Genomic DNA, 16,766 nt, shown 5'->3' with positions numbered 1-16,766 from the left:
AGTGCGGGTTGCCCCGCACCCGAAAGTTAACCTGCAACAGCCATTCCGACTGTCATATGTAAACCGTAAAACAATCCGCGGCCAATGATTTCACCGGCGAGGACTAACACTAAGCCCAGCGCCAGGCCGCCGACGGACGGTGCTTTACGACGAATAAGCGGGCATATCCAGCAGCCCAGACCGGCGGCCAGCAGAATGATGCGCCAGACCTGCAAGCTTCCGTAGTCGGGAACCAGCGCGCTGGCGGATTGCACCGAACTGTGTATCCCGCCGAGAGACAGCCCCTGCAGAACAATAACCGCCACGATCACCAGTAGGGCCAAAACGCTTACGTAGGCGAATCTGGCGGTACCAAAGGAAACACCCGCAGCACGCAGCAGCAGGGCGGCAAACAGCGGTCCGCTCAGCAACATCGTCATAAAAAATGCCACCGTAGTGTAGCCGTTATACCAGGTCGGGACAGTGTCTATCTGGTAGACGCTGGTCATCGCCAGCACAAATACCAGCCCCAGCAGCATGCCCACCAGTAGCCAGATTTTACCTAACGCTGCGGGCATTTTACCGAGAAACGCCACCAGCCACCACAGGCCTCCGACGGCGAAAAACAGTGAACCACTGGCGATTTCGTTACTCAGCGCAGATGCGCCAACTCTGTTCAGCGAGTTAAAGGCGCGCAGTGGCGAACCCAGGTGCATTACCGAGGCGAGAAAGGCGATGCCCATCACCAGCCACAGAAAAAACATGCTGCGCACGATACGTTGTTTTGCCACCTCGTCTTTAGCGGTCAGCCAGCCATAACCACTCACTATCAGCGCCCCGACCACGCACTGGCCCAGCACCGTAAACAGGACCAGCGGCCATTCATGCCATCCATTGCCCATGTTACACCTCCTGCGGATTCGCCAGATAACCCGTGGTATCCCCGGTCGGGCGGCTATTGGCGTTGGGTTTGATCACAATGCTCGGTTTGGTGAAGTGCGCACCTGGCAGCGGAGCGACCGCCGCCAGTTCACCGTGCTTTTTGCGCAGCTCATCAATTGGACCAAAGTCCAGCGCGCGCAGCGGACAGGACTCGACGCAGATGGGCTTTTTGCCGTCGGCCACGCGGTCATGACAGCCATCGCACTTGGTCATATGACCTTTGGCGGCATTATACTGCGGTGCGCCGTACGGGCAGGCCATGTGGCAGTAGCGACAGCCTATGCATACGTCTTCATCCACCACCACAAAACCATCTTCACGCTTATGCATAGCGCCGCTGGGGCAAACCTTGGTGCAGGCCGGATCTTCGCAGTGGTTACAGGCAATGGAGAGGTAATAGGCGAAGACATTCTGTTGCCAGACGCCGTTATCTTCCAGCCAGTCGCCTCCAGCGTATTCGTAAATACGCCGGAAACTGACATCGGGAGTGAGATCCTTGTAATCTTTGCAGGCCAGCTCGCAGGTTTTACACCCCGTGCAACGGCTGGAATCAATAAAAAATCCATACTGAGTTGTCATGGGTTAGTCCTTATGCCTTCTCGATCTCGACCAGGTTAGTATGCTGTGGGTTGCCTTTTGCCAGCGGCGACGGGCGCTGAGTTGTCAGCGTATTGACGCAGGCGCCATGGTCAATCTTATCGCCAGCCATATCGGCATCGTGCCATGCCCCCTGGCCCATTGCGCTTACTCCGGGCAAAATTCGTGGCGTTACTTTTGCCGGGATACGCAGTTCACCGCGATCGTTAAAGACTCGCACCATATCGCCATTTTCAATCCCCCGTTTTTGGGCATCGACGGGATTTATCCATACTTCCTGACGACAGGACGCCTGGAGAACATCGATATTGCCGTAGCTGGAGTGGGTGCGGGATTTGTAGTGGAAACCAAACATCTGCAGCGGGAATGAACTGCGTTTCGGGTCATCCCACCCTTCAAACGTGGATGCATAAACGGGAAGCGGACTGATTACCTCGTCCTTTTGCAGTTCCCATGTACTGGCAATTTTCGCCAGTCGGCTGGAGTAAATTTCAATCTTGCCAGACGGTGTTTTGAGCGGGTTGGCCTGTGGATCCTCGCGGAATTTTCTATAGGCGACAAAGTGTCCGTTAGGATCTTTGCGTTTATAGATCCCCATTTTTTTCAGCTCGTCATAAGTCGGGAGCGCGGGGTCTTTAGCCAGCATTTTTGCATACAAATACTGAAGCCACTGCTCCTGGGTACGGCCTTCAGTAAACCGTTGATAGACATCATCGCCAAGACGTTTTGCGACTTCACTCATTATCCAGTAGATCGGTTTGCGCTCGAACTTAGGCGACGTCGCGGGTTGAATAAAAATGAGGTAACCCATGTTGCCTGCATAATCGTTAGGAATGATGTCTTCCTGTTCGACGGTCATTAAATCAGGCAGCAGAATATCGGCATATTTGGCCGAAGAGGTCATGAAGTTTTCAATGACCACAATCATTTCGCATTTCGTGTCGTCCTGAAGGATCTCATGCGTTTTATTGATATCTGAGTGCTGATTGGTGATGGTGTTGCCCGCGTAGTTCCAGATAAATTTAATCGGCACGTCGAGCTTATCTTTCCCACGTACGCCATCGCGGGTAGCGGTCATTTCCGGGCCCCGGACGATTGCGTCGGTCCAGCTAAAGCAGGATATCTGGGTCTTAATGGGATTTTCTGGCAGCGGCATACGCTCAATCGTGATGGTGTAGGTTGATTCTCGTGCACCGCTATTGCCGCCGTTGATGCCAACGTTGCCAGTCAGGATTGGCAGCATCGCGATTGCGCGTGAGGTCAGCTCGCCGTTAGCCTGGCGTTGCGGATCCCAGCCCTGACAAATATATGCGGGTTTTGTACTGCCGATTTCCCGAGCCAGTTTGATAATGCGCTCGGCTGGGATCCCGGTAACATGTGAGGCCCACTGGGGAGTTTTAGCGATACCGTCATCGCCGTTGCCCAAAATATAGGCTTTGTAGTGCCCATTAGCGGGTGCGTCGGCGGGCAGGGTTTTCTCGTCGTAACCGATGCAGTATGTATCCAGAAACGTCTGGTCAACGAGATCTTCGTGAATCAGGACCCAGGCGATTCCGGCTACTAATGCAGCATCGGTGCCTGGACGAATAGGGATCCATTCATCTTCACGACCCGCTGCGGTATCGGTATAACGCGGGTCGATGACGATCATCCGGGCATTAGAGCGCTCCCTGGCCTGTTCCAGGAAGTAAGTTATTCCACCTCCGCTCATACGCGTTTCGGCGGGATTATTGCCGAACATCACCACCAGCTTCGTGTTTTCGATATCGGAGGTGCTGTTGCCTTCGTTTGAACCGTAGGTATAAGGCATTGCCGCCGCGATTTGTGCAGTACTGTAGGTGCCGTAATGACTCAGGAATCCGCCATAGCAGTTCATCAGGCGAGCGACCAGCGAGGCATAAGGGGAGGAGCGAGTAATGTTGCCGCCTACAATGCCAGAGGTGTAGTTGATATACACGGCCTCGTTACCGTATTTGTGCACGGTATTTTTCAAACTGGCACTGATGGTGTCCAGTGCTTCCTGCCAGGTTATACGCTCAAATTTACCTTCACCACGTTTGCCCACGCGCTTCATGGGGTAATTCAGGCGATCCGGATGATTGATCCGTCGACGGATTGAGCGGCCACGCAAACAGGCGCGAACCTGGTGTTGACCATAAATATCGTTCCCGGTCGTATCGGACTCCACCCATACGACTTCATTATCTTTGACGTGGAGTTGCAGGGCGCAACGGCTGCCGCAGTTTACGGAACAAGCGCCCCAAATCACTTTTTCTTCAACGGGTTGTATCGCCTGCTGTACCGCTGCGGCGGCAGTGCGCATTCCGAAAGGTAACGACAGCCCACCCGCGGCAAGCGCCAGCGAACCGATTGCCGAGGATTTCACTAACGTCCTGCGGCTAATGCCTCCATATTGCTCAGTTTTTGACATTACTCACCCCATTATAGTTATTGCTATATATTAATTTATATAACGAAATTAATAGCATGCTAATAATGGTTTGAGTTTACCCACTTATGGGTATGTCATCTTAATGCATATCAAACTGGAGTGACCCTCCGCGTACGGAGGGCGTGATTTATTGCGGTTCGGCGACGTGCCCGTCCTGGGCAGGGGTGCTATTGGCAGGGGCGTTGCCACTGTTGGTTCGGGTATAGAGAATTTTGTGCGTATCGTTTGCACAATGTCCCACGACCAGTGAATCAGGCTGATCGGCCTGATCGTTGGGGACAATGTTCAGCGTAAAGCTGGATTCAGCAACGCCATTATTAATGATGCGCTGTTCGATATCACTTTTCACACGTTCACATGACGCCGGTGCCGCCAAAACCTGCGGGGACGCGACGGCCAGTAAGAGCGCGGCAATTCCTGTTATGTATTTCATCATCAGCTCCTTTATGATCGACCTGGACTAAGATTAGCATTTCTGGTGTAAATAACTGTATTTGCTAATATGATTGAGAATTATCTTCTTATCCCGGTGAAAAATGTGAAGAAAAAGATCTTATTAGGTTTCCTGTGCGTCGTGCTGGCCGGGTGTGATAACGCCAAAGGCCTGGATTCCTTTACGCCGGAAATGGCCAGTTTTTCCAATGAATTTGATTTCGATCCGCTGCGCGGGCCAGTAAAAGATTTCAGCCAGACGCTGCTTAATGACAAAGGTGTAGTCACCAAGCGCGTTGTCGGTACGCTCTCACAGGAAGGGTGCTTCGATACGCTTGAATTGCATGATATCGAAAGCAATACCGGCATGGCGCTGCTCCTGGATGCTAACTATTACCGGGACGCCAAAACGCTGGAAAAACGGATCCGCTTACAGGGTAAATGTCAGTTAGCAGAACTGCCTGCGGCGGGCGTGGTATGGGATACCGACGATAACGGTTTTGTCGTTTCCGCCACGGGAAAAGAGATGAAGGTGCAATATCGCTATGATGCGGAAGGCTACCCGCTGGGTAAAACCACCGTCAATAAGGACAATACCTTGCAGGTTGATGCCAAACCGTCGGTTGACCCGTTGAAGAAGCTGGATTACACCGCGGTAAGCCTGCTTAATAACCATCCGTTAGGTAATGTAAAACAAACGTGCAAGTATGATGACTATGCTAATCCGGTCAACTGCCAGCTTGTTATCGTTGACGAGAGCGTGAAGCCGGCAGTTGAACACCATTACTCGATTGAAAACACCATCGATTACTATTAGTCAGTCTTTACTGAGCGGTAGGTTGCAGCAGGTTAGGACCTGACGTTTTATGTTCTGCCAGATACTGCTGCTGGAAGATACACATGCGGATAGTGTTGCGGTATTGACCGTTGATAAAGAATTCATGAATCAGCTCGCCTTCGACCATAAAGCCGAGTTTACGGTAGATGTGGATGGCTTTTTCGTTCTCTTTATCAACGATCAGATACAGCTTATATAAGTTAAGTACGGTAAAGCCGTAATCCATCGCCAGCTTAGCAGCCCGGGAAGCCAAACCTTTGCCCTGATATTCCGGCGAAATAATGATCTGGAATTCTGCCCGGCGGTGCACATGGTTAATTTCAACCAGCTCCACCAGTCCGGCTTTTTCACCGTCGCATTCCACAACAAAGCGACGTTCACTTTGGTCGTGGATATGCTTGTCATACAGATCTGACAGCTCAACAAATGCTTCGTAAGGTTCTTCAAACCAGTAACGCATTACGCTGGCGTTGTTATCAAGCTGATGGACAAATCGTAAATCTTCACGCTCCAGCGGGCGCAGCTTAACACTGAGGGCGCTAGTCATATCGTATCCTTTCAATATCTTTCAAAGTGCAATCATTATGGGGCAACGGTGCGGCCAGTGCGGCGGTCGAGGCAGCGCAGGGTGTTGGGCTCCCAGTACGCATTAATATTAGCGCTCTGTTCGCACTTATCACGGCTATCGAAAGCAGCGTCGGTTTTGTCCCACTCTTTCTCTGCACGCTTGTTGACCTTCTGGCGTAGCTGGCGCGTATCGTTCCATTGTTCCTTTTCCATTGCTGCCTGTTGACGACTTTGCGCACTGTCCCCGGATTCAATGATCAGTTTACTGGTTTCAGCAAATGCGGAAGAGGTGTACACAGCCGCAGCCAGCGTCAGCATAGCCGTCAGGCACAGGCGTTTGGTCAGTGTAATATTCATGGCGAATTCCTTTTATGGGAAAGGGAAAAAACAATAAAACAGGGTTAAATTCTACACTATTCCGGCTTGCGGGCATACCCACTCAGCGGAGATGGATACGCTAACGACATTCTGTCGTATCATGGTTAAACCGAAGGTAACTGAATAACATCAATGCTTAAGACCACATTCCTTTTTTTCATCACCGCGTTATGCGAAATCATTGGCTGCTTTTTACCCTGGCTCTGGCTTAAGCGAGGGGCTACGGCCTGGCTGCTGATACCCGCCGGGATGTCACTGGCCTTATTCGTCTGGTTACTGACGCTACATCCGGCAGCAAGCGGGCGTGTGTACGCGGCCTATGGTGGAGTTTACGTGGTGACAGCGTTGCTTTGGCTACGTATTGTTGACGGCGTAAAACTTAGCCTGTACGACTGGTCAGGCGCGCTGGTGGCATTGTGCGGCATGCTGATTATTGTGGCTGGGTGGGGGCGCGCATAGCGCCTTTTTTGTGATCGAACAGCGCTTTTTTGATCTTCATACTTGTATGGTAGTAGCTCAGTTGGGTAAATTTCCTGCATCACAAGAACAAATGCAAGGAATAAGAGATGAAGATTGTTGGGGCTGAAGTGTTTGTCACCTGTCCGGGGCGTAATTTTGTCACGTTGAAAATTACGACAGACGATGGGATCACTGGGCTGGGAGATGCCACGTTAAACGGACGCGAGTTATCCGTAGCGTCCTATCTGAAAGATCATGTTTGTCCGCAGCTGATTGGTCGCGATGCGCACCGAATTGAGGATATCTGGCAGTTTTTCTACAAAGGCGCGTACTGGCGTCGTGGTCCGGTCACCATGTCGGCGATTTCCGCGGTGGATATGGCATTGTGGGACATCAAAGCGAAAGCGGCGAATATGCCGTTGTACCAGCTGCTCGGCGGCGCATCTCGTGAAGGTGTTATGGTTTACTGTCACACCACAGGCCATACCGTTGATGACGTACTTGAAGATTATGCGCGCCATAAAGAGATGGGCTTTAAAGCAATTCGCGTGCAGTGCGGCGTGCCGGGTATGAAAACCACTTACGGTATGTCTAAAGGCAAAGGACTGGCCTACGAACCCGCCATCAAAGGGCAGTGGCCAGAAGAGCAGTTATGGTCAACGGAGAAGTACCTCGATTTCACACCAACACTGTTTGAAGCCGTGCGCGACAAGTTTGGTTTCAACGAACATCTTCTGCACGATATGCACCACCGTCTGACGCCAATTGAAGCGGCCCGTTTCGGCAAAAGCATCGAGCAATACCGTCTGTTCTGGATGGAAGACCCAACCCCGGCTGAAAACCAGGAATGCTTCCGCCTGATCCGCCAGCATACGGTCACGCCGATTGCGGTAGGGGAAGTTTTCAACAGCATCTGGGACTGCAAACAGCTTATCGAAGAGCAATTGATCGACTATATCCGCACCACCATCACCCATGCGGGCGGTATCACTGGCATGCGTCGAATTGCCGATTTCGCGTCGCTGTATCAGGTACGTACCGGTTCGCATGGACCTTCCGATCTGTCCCCAGTATGCATGGCCGCTGCGTTGCACTTTGATCTGTGGGTGCCGAACTTCGGCGTACAGGAATATATGGGGTATTCCGAGCAAATGTTGGAAGTGTTCCCGCACAACTGGACCTTTGATAACGGCTATATGCATCCTGGAGACAAACCAGGTCTTGGGATCGAGTTTGATGAAAAGCTGGCGGCGAAATATCCGTATGACCCTGCATATCTGCCTGTTGCTCGTCTGGAAGATGGCACGTTGTGGAACTGGTAAGGAGTGATTTGCTATGAAAAGTATTGTGATTGAAAAACCGAATGCGCTGAATATTGCCGAGCTACCGGTACCAGAACCCTCTGCAGGCGAAGTCAGGGTTAGGGTGAAACTGGCGGGAATTTGTGGTTCTGACAGCCATATTTATCGCGGACACAATCCATTTGCAAAATACCCACGCGTGATTGGCCACGAGTTTTTTGGCGTGATTGATGCGGTAGGTGAAGGTGTTGACCGTTCGCGAATGGACGAGCGAGTATCCGTTGATCCGGTTATCAGTTGCGGACATTGTTATCCCTGTTCAATTGGTAAACCTAACGTTTGCACATCGCTGGTGGTGCTGGGCGTGCATCGCGATGGCGGTTTTAGCGAGTACGCTGTCGTGCCAGAGAAAAATGCCTGGACGATCCCCGATGCCGTGCCTGATGAGCATGCCGTTATGGTTGAGCCTTTTACCATCGCCGCAAACGTAACTGGGCAAATAAATCCAACAGAAAACGATATTGCGCTGATTTATGGCGCGGGTCCTATGGGGCTGACCACCGTACAGGCGCTTAAACGTGTCTATAAAGTAAAAACCGTGGTGATTGCTGACAGAATCGATGAACGCCTTAGCATGGCGAAGCAGTGCGGTGCAGACTGGGCAGTCAATAATAGTCAGCAATCGTTGCAAGATTTCCTGACGGAAAAAGGGCTAAAACCGACCATCATCGTGGATGCAGCTTGTCATCCATCTATTTTACAGGAGGCTATCACGCTGGCATCGCCAGCCGCGCGAATTGTTCTGATGGGCTTCTCCAGCGATCCTTGTCAGATTGTTCAACAAGGCATTACCGGGAAAGAACTTTCAATTTATTCCTCAAGATTAAATGCGAACAAATTCCCGGTTGTTATTGATTGGTTAGTCAACGGACTTATCGATCCTAACCAACTTATTACCCATACTTTTGACTATCACCACGTTACCGACGCAATTGAATTGTTTGAGAAAGATCAGCAGCACTGCTGCAAAGTTTTACTCACATTCACTGAATAATATAAATAACTGCGAGTAAGTGGTACGCATCTTACCTCTTAGAGATAGCCAATATGAATCAAGAAAAACACGAAAGATCAACGAAGGATCTGGTCAGAGCCGCCGTATCCGGATGGTTAGGTACTGCGCTCGAATTTATGGATTTCCAATTATATTCTCTGGGTGCCGCGCTGGTATTCCATGAGATATTTTTCCCGGAACAGTCTGCAGCGATGGCGCTCATTTTAGCAATGGGTACCTATGGTGCAGGATATATTGCTCGTATCGTCGGAGCATTTATATTTGGCAAAATGGGAGACAGCATTGGGCGTAAAAAGGTGCTGTTTATTACCATCACCATGATGGGGATCTGCACAACACTAATCGGCGTACTGCCAACGTATGCGCAAATCGGTATCTTTGCTCCCGTATTGCTGGTGACGCTGCGTATCGTACAAGGGCTTGGCGCGGGGGCTGAAATCTCAGGCGCAGGGACTATGCTTGCTGAGTATGCGCCAAAAGGCAAACGCGGCATCATTTCCTCGCTTGTCGCCATGGGGACAAACTGTGGAACCCTTAGTGCAACTGCTATCTGGGCGGTGATGTTCTTTGCTCTTGACCGGGAAGAACTGTTAGCCTGGGGATGGCGAATTCCGTTCCTGGCAAGTGTCGTGGTAATGATTTTTGCCATCTGGTTACGTATGAACCTCAAAGAAAGTCCGGTATTTGAGAAAGTTAATGACGAGGAAAATTCTCCTGCATTAAATAATTCGTCGGAAAATACACTAGGGGCGATGTTTACCAGTAAATCCTTCTGGCTGGCAACCGGTTTACGGTTTGGACAGGCGGGTAACTCTGGGTTAATCCAAACCTTCCTTGCTGGGTATTTAGTGCAGACGTTGTTATTTGATAAATCAATACCCACCGATGCTTTAATGATTAGTTCGGTACTAGGATTTATTACGATACCGCTGCTCGGCTGGTTGTCTGATAAGTTTGGTCGCCGGTTGCCTTATATTATTCTGAATATTTCGGCAATTATTCTGGCTTACCCAATGCTCTCAATCGTCGTGGATAAAACGTATAGTCCGGGCATTATTATGACGGCACTGATTGTTATTCATAACTTTGCCGTATTGGGATTATTTGCTCTCGAAAATATTACCATGGCTGAAATGTTCGGTGCCCGTAACCGATTCACACGCATGGCGATTTCAAAAGAGGCGGGTGGGCTGGTTGCCGTTGGTTTTGGTCCGGTTCTGGCTGGTATCTTCTGTAACATGACTAACTCCTGGTGGCCAATTCTGGTGATGATCATTGCCTACTCACTGATCGGTTTGGTTTCCGCGCTGCTGATGCCAGAGGTGAAAGACCGCGATCTGAGTGCGCTTGAGGATGCTGCTGAGGTGAGTAAAGCCGATAAGATACGTTGTTCAGCGACCCAGACAAGCTAATCCACAGCCGCAGCATGAACGGAGGCGCTCGTTCTCCGTTTATGCTGGTACACAGCTTTAAGTAATGTCATACCAATCATTAAAAGCTTAATGCAAATCAAAACATACAACCATACAGGCGTTACTCTGAATCAATCCTGATTTCATTGATAAGTAGGTCATACCATGCAAAACAAGCTCTTAACGGCAAAGGCTGCAGTTCCCGACTACGATCGTACAAAACTGGTTCCGCGTATTGTTCATCTGGGGTTTGGCGCATTTCACCGCGCACATCAGGGGGTTTACGCTGACATTCTCGCTGCAGATCACGGCAGTGACTGGGGCTATTGCGAAGTGAACCTGATTGGCGGCGAGCAGCAGATTGCCGATCTGAAACAGCAAGATAACCTGTATACCGTTGCAGAAATGTCTGCGGATGCTTGGACTGCAAGAGTTGTGGGCGTGGTGAAAAATGCGCTGCATGCGCAGGTTGATGGTCTGGAAAGCGTACTGGCTGCGATGAGTGAACCGCAGGTTGCGATTGTTTCCCTGACCATTACCGAGAAAGGGTATTGCCATTCTCCGGCGACCGGTCAATTGATGTTAGACAACCCAATGATTGCCGCCGATCTACAAAACCCAAAACAGCCAAAAACTGCGCCAGGCGTTGTGGTTGAGGCGCTTGCACGCCGCAAAGCTGCGGGTTTAGCCGCCTTTACCGTGATGTCCTGCGACAACATGCCGGAAAACGGTCATGTGATACGCAATGTTGTCACCGCGTATGCCCGGGCGGTGGATGCGGAACTGGCTGCGTGGATCGAACAACATGTCACATTCCCGTCGACAATGGTTGACCGCATTGTCCCTGCAGTTACCCAGGATACGCTGGACAAAATTGAACACATTACCGGCGTACGCGACCCGGCAGGCGTGGCATGTGAACCGTTCCGTCAGTGGGTTATAGAAGATAACTTTGTCGCTGGCCGCCCTGAATGGGAGAAGGCGGGAGCGGAGCTGGTTGCTGATGTCATTCCGTTTGAAGAGATGAAACTGCGTATGCTCAACGGCAGCCACTCTTTCCTTGCTTATCTGGGGTATCTGGCGGGATATCAGCACATTAACGATTGCATGGGCGATGAAAATTATCGCCTCGCCGCGCGCGCGCTGATGTTGCAGGAACAAGCGCCCACGTTAAAAGTGAAAGGTGTGGATCTTCCGCACTATGCCGATCTGTTAATTGAGCGCTACAGCAACCCGGCACTGCGTCATCGCACCTGGCAGATCGCGATGGACGGCAGTCAAAAACTGCCGCAGCGTATGCTGGACTCCGTTCGCTGGCACATTGTGCACGGTAGCCACTTTGAACTGCTGGCGCTGGGCGTGGCTGGCTGGATGCGTTACGTCGGCGGTGTGGATGATCAGGGCCAGGCGATTGAAATCAGCGATCCGCTGTTACCGGTGATCCAGAAAGCGGTGCATAGCAGTAACGAGGGCGAAGATCGTGTCCAGGCGCTGCTGGCGATCGATGCTATTTTTGGTCGTGAACTGCCGCAGGTAGAATTGTTCAAGAATCAGGTCACACAAGCCTATCTTGCTTTACTGGCTGAAGGGGCGAAAGCAACCGTTGCGAAGTATGCAGCAAAACTGAAGTAACGAGAACATCATTTAAGTCGCCATCTGGCTATAAACGGGCCAGATGGCGCATTGTTTTCTGGCATTCACACCAATTAGTTCATGCCCAAACGAATCAGTTCGAGGGGGGCATATTTACCTTCACACCCTTCGATTTCCACTGTTTTCCCGCGGCGAATTTGCTCAGCGGTCAGGCCATCGGTATCTATCGCTGTAATGCGGCCTGTAAGTCCGGTGTCGCTAATCATGACGCGGCTGCCAGTGGTGATTGCGTTACGGTTACGATCGTATGTTTTCATGGTGTTTTCTCCTTTCCAACTTACCGTCAAAGCCCGTGGGCTCTAGTCCCACGTAACGGGCGCAATATAAATACGCTTCTCGTTAATGATTTTTTTTGTTTTCGATCAAAATCACAGCTTTTTTTATGCAGATGTGCGGGAGAGGGGAAGGCAGGAGAAACTCACCTCGGTGTGAGGTGAGCGTAATATTAATCTTCGCTGAACCAGTCGCTATTTTCCTGACGGATTAGCTGAACGGACTCACCAATTTCCTGGAGATGCAGCATCATTGCGCGCTCTACGGCATCGCCATCATGTTTCTCAAGTGCGGTAAAAATATCGTGATGCTGACGCAGCAGCATTTCAGGCGGAGAGATATGATCCAGGCTCATATAACGAACGCGGTCAATCGTGGCCTTAATATTCTCAACGGTGTCCCAGGCGAGCTGGCACTCGGCGATTAAAGCCAGTTTCTGATGAAATTCGTCATCTAGCTGGAAGAAATCATTGATTTGTTTTCGATCAATCGCGATGCGCTGCTGATGCAGATTTTGTTCGAGCTGATAGCACTGTTTGTCGGTGATCAGTGATGCGGCGCGGCGGACCACGGCACATTCAATTGCCTGGCGAACAAAACAGCCGTTTTGCACCTGCGACAGCGAAATTTTATTTACGTAGCTGCCACGCTGCGGGCGGATCTGAATCAGACCGTTCTCTGCCAGTTTGATGAATGCTTCTCGTACCGGCTGGCGTGACACATTAAAGCGTACGGAAACCTCTTTCTCCGACAGCGGCGTACCGGGTGCAATCAGACAGTGCACGATATCACGACGAAGAATACGGTAAATCTGTTGATTTACCGGTTGTGTAGGGTTGAGCTGCGTTTCTACGGTCATTCATTCTTACTTTTTAGAGAGTTAACCCGGAGATCTTATCACTTATTTCAGGCTATCTATACCCGGCGCAAGGCCGGGCAGAGAAATTAGCTCCGATGAATACTCAGTCCGGCAAAAGACTGTGTGACAGGCATCATTTCAAGGGTGTTGATGTTGACATGAGCGGGTAAGGACGCCACCCACCATACCGCTTCTGTAACATCTTGCGGGGTCAGGGCAGTGGTATTTTCGTAGGCTTTTTCAGCTTTAGCGTCATCGCCTTTGAAACGTACGTTAGAGAATTCCGTACCGCCAACCAGACCCGGTTCAATGTCGGTAACGCGAATCGCAGTGCCGTGTAAGTCAGTACGTAAATTCAGGCTAAACTGGCGAACAAACGCTTTGGTCGCACCGTAGACGTTCCCGCCAGCGTATGGCCAACTTCCCGCGGTGGAACCGATATTGATAATATGACCGCGGTTGCGCTCAACCATGCCTGGCAGAACGGCACGGGTCATATAAACCAGGCCTTTGTTGTTGGTGTCGATCATATTTTCCCAGTCTTCAACGCTGGCCTTGTGGGCTGGCTCAAGGCCCAGCGCCAGACCCGCGTTGTTGACCAGAACATCAATATCGCGCCATTCAGCAGGTAAGGCGTTCAGCATCTCTTCAATTGATGCACGATTACGCACGTCCAGTTGCGCGGTATAGAGGCGGTCACCCAGCTCATCTTTGAGTTCCTGCAGACGCTCCTGGCGGCGTCCGGTGGCAATAACTTTATGCCCATTCTCAATAAAACGACGCGTAATGCACTCACCAAAACCTGCGGTTGCTCCGGTTACTAAAACGATCATCTCACTGTTCCTCAACGCTTTTTATGTAGTACTACCATAGCACGTCATTTCCGTTCAGAGCTATTCCTGCTTAACGCGATTGCGGTCGATTCCCGGGAAGTCTACTCTGGTAAACAAATCGTTTTCAGGAGTGAAAGATGTCGTTAACGAATCCATTTTTACACCACAGCACATTGCCGTATCAGGCACCGCAGTTTGATCAGATCGACGTGCAGCATTATCGTCCAGCGTTTGATGAAGGCGTGCGGCAAAAACGCGCCGAGATCGACGCTATTGTGCAAAACTCACAGGTTCCTGATTTTGCTAATACGTTGCTGGCGCTTGAACAAAGCGGGGGGCTGCTCACGCGTGTGACCAGCGTTTTCTTCGCGATGACGGCGGCGCACACCAACGATGAACTACAGCGCCTTGACGAAGAGTTTTCCGCAGAGCTGGCGAACCTTGCCAATGATATTTATCTCAATGGCGCGCTTTTCGCCCGTGTCGAAGCTGTCTGGCAACGGCGTGGTACGTTAAGTCTGGATAGCGAATCAATACGTCTGCTGGAGGTTGTGTATCAGCGTTTTGTACTGGCCGGCGCCCGACTGAACGAGACCGATAAAGCTAAACTTAAAGCGCTCAATACGGAGTCAGCCACGCTGACCAGCCAGTTCAATCAACGGTTGCTGGCAGCCAACACGTCAGGTGCTATGGTGGTGGATGATATCCGGCATCTGGAGGGGCTGAGCACAGAAGAAATTGCCGTTGCTGCCGAAGCTGCAAGGGCGAAAGGGCTTGAAGCGCGTTGGGTTATCCCGCTATTAAACACAACACAGCAACCGGCGCTTGCGGTTTTACGCGATCGTCAGACCCGCGAAAAACTGTTCACCCGCGCATGGACGCGGGCTGAAAATGATGATGGCAACGACACGCGAGCTATTATTCAGCGACTGGTAGCAATCCGGATGCAGCAGGCGCAACTGCTTGGTTTTGCCAATTACGCAGCCTGGAAAATTGCCGACCAGATGGCAAAAACGCCGGAAGCGGCACTGACATTTATGCGATCTATTGTTCCAGCCGCGCGGGCGCGGGCGTTGGATGAGCAGGCTGAAATCCAGAACGTTATCTTTCAAGAACACGAGTCGTTTAGCGCCGAGGCCTGGGACTGGTCGTTTTATGCCGAGCAGGTCCGTCGTGAGAAATATGACCTTGATGAGGCACAGCTCAAACCTTACTTTGCCCTGGATTCGGTGCTGAACGAGGGCGTTTTCTGGACGGCCAATCAACTCTTTGGCATCAAATTCGTTGAGCGATTCGACATTCCGGTTTATCACCCGGATGTTCGGGTATGGGAAATATTCGATCATGATGGCGTAGGGTTGGCGCTATTTTACGGTGATTTCTTTGCCCGGGAATCAAAAAGCGGCGGAGCCTGGATGGGCAATTTTGTTGAGCAATCGCTGCTTAACGAAACCAGACCGGTTATTTACAACGTCTGTAATTATCAAAAACCTGCGCAGGATCAGCCTGCATTGCTGCTGTGGGATGATGTTATTACGCTATTTCATGAATTTGGACATACATTGCACGGTCTGTTCGCCACTCAGCGTTATGCCACGCTTTCTGGGACCAACACTCCGCGTGATTTTGTTGAGTTTCCTTCACAGATCAACGAACACTGGGCGAGCCATCCTCAGGTCTTTGCCCGTTTTGCCCGACATGTTGATACCAGGGAGCAAATGCCGCAGGCATTGCGGGATAAAATGCAGCGGGCCAGTCTGTTTAACAAAGGTTACGACATGACCGAACTGCTCAGCGCGGCATTGCTGGATATGCGCTGGCACTCTCTGGAGTTGAGCGAGTCATCTCATCCGGTCGATCAATTTGAACTGCAGGCGCTGGCGGCGGAAGGTTTGGATCTCAAGGCCGTGCCGCCGCGTTATCGCAGCAGTTATTTTGCCCATATCTTCGGTGGCGGTTATGCCGCAGGTTATTATGCCTATCTGTGGACGCAAATGCTGGCCGATGACGGCTACCAGTGGTTCGTAGAGCAGGGCGGATTAACCCGTGAAAACGGACAGAAATTCCGCGAAGCAATTTTGTCCCGCGGAAACAGCACTGATTTAACTGAACTTTATCGCCAGTGGAGCGGGCGTGATCCGCGCATGGAACCCATGCTGGAACATCGTGGCTTGAGCGCTTAAGACAGGCCAGCCAGAAAATTGAACCGGGCGTGGTGCCCGGTTGTTAGCTGGATTTTTTCTTCAGCAAAATGAATCGTTGTTGGGTATTGATGCCTTGCATCTCATAGAGACGCTCGGGTAGGGAGGGCTGCTGGTGAAAGGTCGGCATTGTTTTCCTGTTCTTACGTTACTTGACTGGTTTGCTTTGGGAAGGAAGGTAGGTATTGCCGCAGTTGGGGCAGACTAACGTTATGTTGTTTTTTATTCTCGACAGGCTGTGCATTGACTGGCGGCAGCAGTGAGGACAGGTACTTTTCACTGGTCGTAAAGTACGCATCTTAATATCTTTGAGTATCGACATATTGATTGTCCTTGTGATGGGGTGCTTACCATACACTATGAAGCAATAAATAGCTCATTTTATAACCATTGCGATGACATGGATTACTGTACGGTTTGCAAGAATCTCATTAGCGGCCAACATGTCTTATAGAAGGTAGTTACGTTTCGTTTAACGTTCATTGGGGTTGTCGATGATAGATTAGCCAACTATC

Annotated in this window: 16 protein-coding genes; 7 read left to right on the top strand and 9 right to left on the bottom strand. The window is 50.9% G+C overall.

Features of this window, described 5'->3' with window-relative positions; translation table 11 throughout:
• Positions 1-26: 26 nt before the first annotated feature.
• From HV243_RS13060 to HV243_RS13045, 4 genes are all read right to left on the bottom strand, one after another.
• Entirely contained in the window at positions 27-881 is an 855-nt protein-coding gene (locus HV243_RS13060) for a dimethyl sulfoxide reductase anchor subunit family protein (RefSeq protein ID WP_131350728.1), read from the bottom strand.
• Between the two features lies 1 nt (position 882).
• Positions 883-1,500: a DMSO/selenate family reductase complex B subunit gene (locus tag HV243_RS13055; RefSeq protein WP_047358406.1), complete on the bottom strand. Its 618-nt coding sequence runs from the start codon at positions 1,498-1,500 to the stop codon at positions 883-885.
• 10 nt (positions 1,501-1,510) lie between these two features.
• Positions 1,511-3,949: a selenate/tellurate reductase subunit YnfE gene (ynfE, locus tag HV243_RS13050; protein WP_181603810.1), complete on the bottom strand. Its 2,439-nt coding sequence runs from the start codon at positions 3,947-3,949 to the stop codon at positions 1,511-1,513.
• A gap of 148 nt (positions 3,950-4,097) precedes the next feature.
• Positions 4,098-4,406, bottom strand: a complete 309-nt coding sequence (locus tag HV243_RS13045) for a DUF1161 domain-containing protein (RefSeq protein ID WP_085951053.1) — start codon at positions 4,404-4,406, stop codon at positions 4,098-4,100.
• A gap of 102 nt (positions 4,407-4,508) precedes the next feature.
• Here HV243_RS13045 and HV243_RS13040 point away from each other — a divergent pair, with 102 nt between their 5' ends.
• Complete coding sequence (locus HV243_RS13040) at positions 4,509-5,219, top strand: YnfC family lipoprotein (protein WP_081000482.1); 711 nt, start codon at positions 4,509-4,511, stop codon at positions 5,217-5,219.
• Between the two features lie 7 nt (positions 5,220-5,226).
• Here the strand turns inward: HV243_RS13040 and speG are convergent, their stop codons facing one another.
• A complete protein-coding gene (gene speG, locus HV243_RS13035) occupies positions 5,227-5,787 on the bottom strand; it encodes a spermidine N1-acetyltransferase (protein WP_006684613.1) in 561 nt (186 codons plus the stop codon).
• 35 nt (positions 5,788-5,822) lie between these two features.
• Positions 5,823-6,164 carry a DUF1283 family protein gene (locus HV243_RS13030; RefSeq protein WP_016153054.1) on the bottom strand — a complete coding sequence of 114 codons (342 nt, stop codon included), beginning with the start codon at positions 6,162-6,164 and terminating at the stop codon, positions 5,823-5,825.
• A gap of 153 nt (positions 6,165-6,317) precedes the next feature.
• Between HV243_RS13030 and HV243_RS13025 the strand changes: the two genes are divergently transcribed.
• From HV243_RS13025 to HV243_RS13005, 5 genes are all read left to right on the top strand, one after another.
• Entirely contained in the window at positions 6,318-6,644 is a 327-nt protein-coding gene (locus HV243_RS13025; RefSeq protein ID WP_016153055.1) for a YnfA family protein, read from the top strand.
• A gap of 107 nt (positions 6,645-6,751) precedes the next feature.
• Complete coding sequence (rspA, locus tag HV243_RS13020; protein WP_053389082.1) at positions 6,752-7,966, top strand: starvation-sensing protein RspA; 1,215 nt, start codon at positions 6,752-6,754, stop codon at positions 7,964-7,966.
• A gap of 13 nt (positions 7,967-7,979) precedes the next feature.
• On the top strand, positions 7,980-8,999 hold the full coding sequence (locus HV243_RS13015; RefSeq protein ID WP_053389081.1) for a Zn-dependent oxidoreductase: 1,020 nt from the start codon (positions 7,980-7,982) through the stop codon (positions 8,997-8,999).
• A 53-nt stretch (positions 9,000-9,052) separates the two neighbouring features.
• On the top strand, positions 9,053-10,432 hold the full coding sequence (locus HV243_RS13010; protein ID WP_094761167.1) for an MFS transporter: 1,380 nt from the start codon (positions 9,053-9,055) through the stop codon (positions 10,430-10,432).
• Positions 10,433-10,597: 165 nt separating this feature from the next.
• Positions 10,598-12,064, top strand: a complete 1,467-nt coding sequence (locus HV243_RS13005) for a mannitol dehydrogenase family protein (RefSeq protein WP_075848232.1) — start codon at positions 10,598-10,600, stop codon at positions 12,062-12,064.
• Positions 12,065-12,138: 74 nt separating this feature from the next.
• Here the strand turns inward: HV243_RS13005 and ydfZ are convergent, their stop codons facing one another.
• The 3 genes from ydfZ to ydfG form a co-directional block, all read right to left on the bottom strand.
• Positions 12,139-12,342 (bottom strand): putative selenium delivery protein YdfZ, encoded by a 204-nt coding sequence (gene ydfZ, locus HV243_RS13000; RefSeq protein WP_003032393.1) that lies wholly within the window; start codon positions 12,340-12,342, stop codon positions 12,139-12,141.
• A gap of 188 nt (positions 12,343-12,530) precedes the next feature.
• Positions 12,531-13,217 carry a GntR family transcriptional regulator gene (locus HV243_RS12995; protein WP_016153060.1) on the bottom strand — a complete coding sequence of 229 codons (687 nt, stop codon included), beginning with the start codon at positions 13,215-13,217 and terminating at the stop codon, positions 12,531-12,533.
• An 86-nt stretch (positions 13,218-13,303) separates the two neighbouring features.
• Positions 13,304-14,050, bottom strand: a complete 747-nt coding sequence (gene ydfG / locus HV243_RS12990; RefSeq protein WP_016153061.1) for a bifunctional NADP-dependent 3-hydroxy acid dehydrogenase/3-hydroxypropionate dehydrogenase YdfG — start codon at positions 14,048-14,050, stop codon at positions 13,304-13,306.
• A 137-nt stretch (positions 14,051-14,187) separates the two neighbouring features.
• Here ydfG and dcp point away from each other — a divergent pair, with 137 nt between their 5' ends.
• Complete coding sequence (dcp, locus tag HV243_RS12985; protein ID WP_053389813.1) at positions 14,188-16,233, top strand: peptidyl-dipeptidase Dcp; 2,046 nt, start codon at positions 14,188-14,190, stop codon at positions 16,231-16,233.
• Positions 16,234-16,766: the final 533 nt, after the last annotated feature.

Source organism: Citrobacter sp. RHBSTW-00599, assembly GCF_013784065.1.
Taxonomy (GTDB): Bacteria; Pseudomonadota; Gammaproteobacteria; order Enterobacterales; family Enterobacteriaceae; genus Citrobacter; species Citrobacter braakii.
The sequence above is the reverse complement of the archived record's forward strand: the minus strand, read 5'-3'. Positions and strand labels throughout refer to the sequence as shown.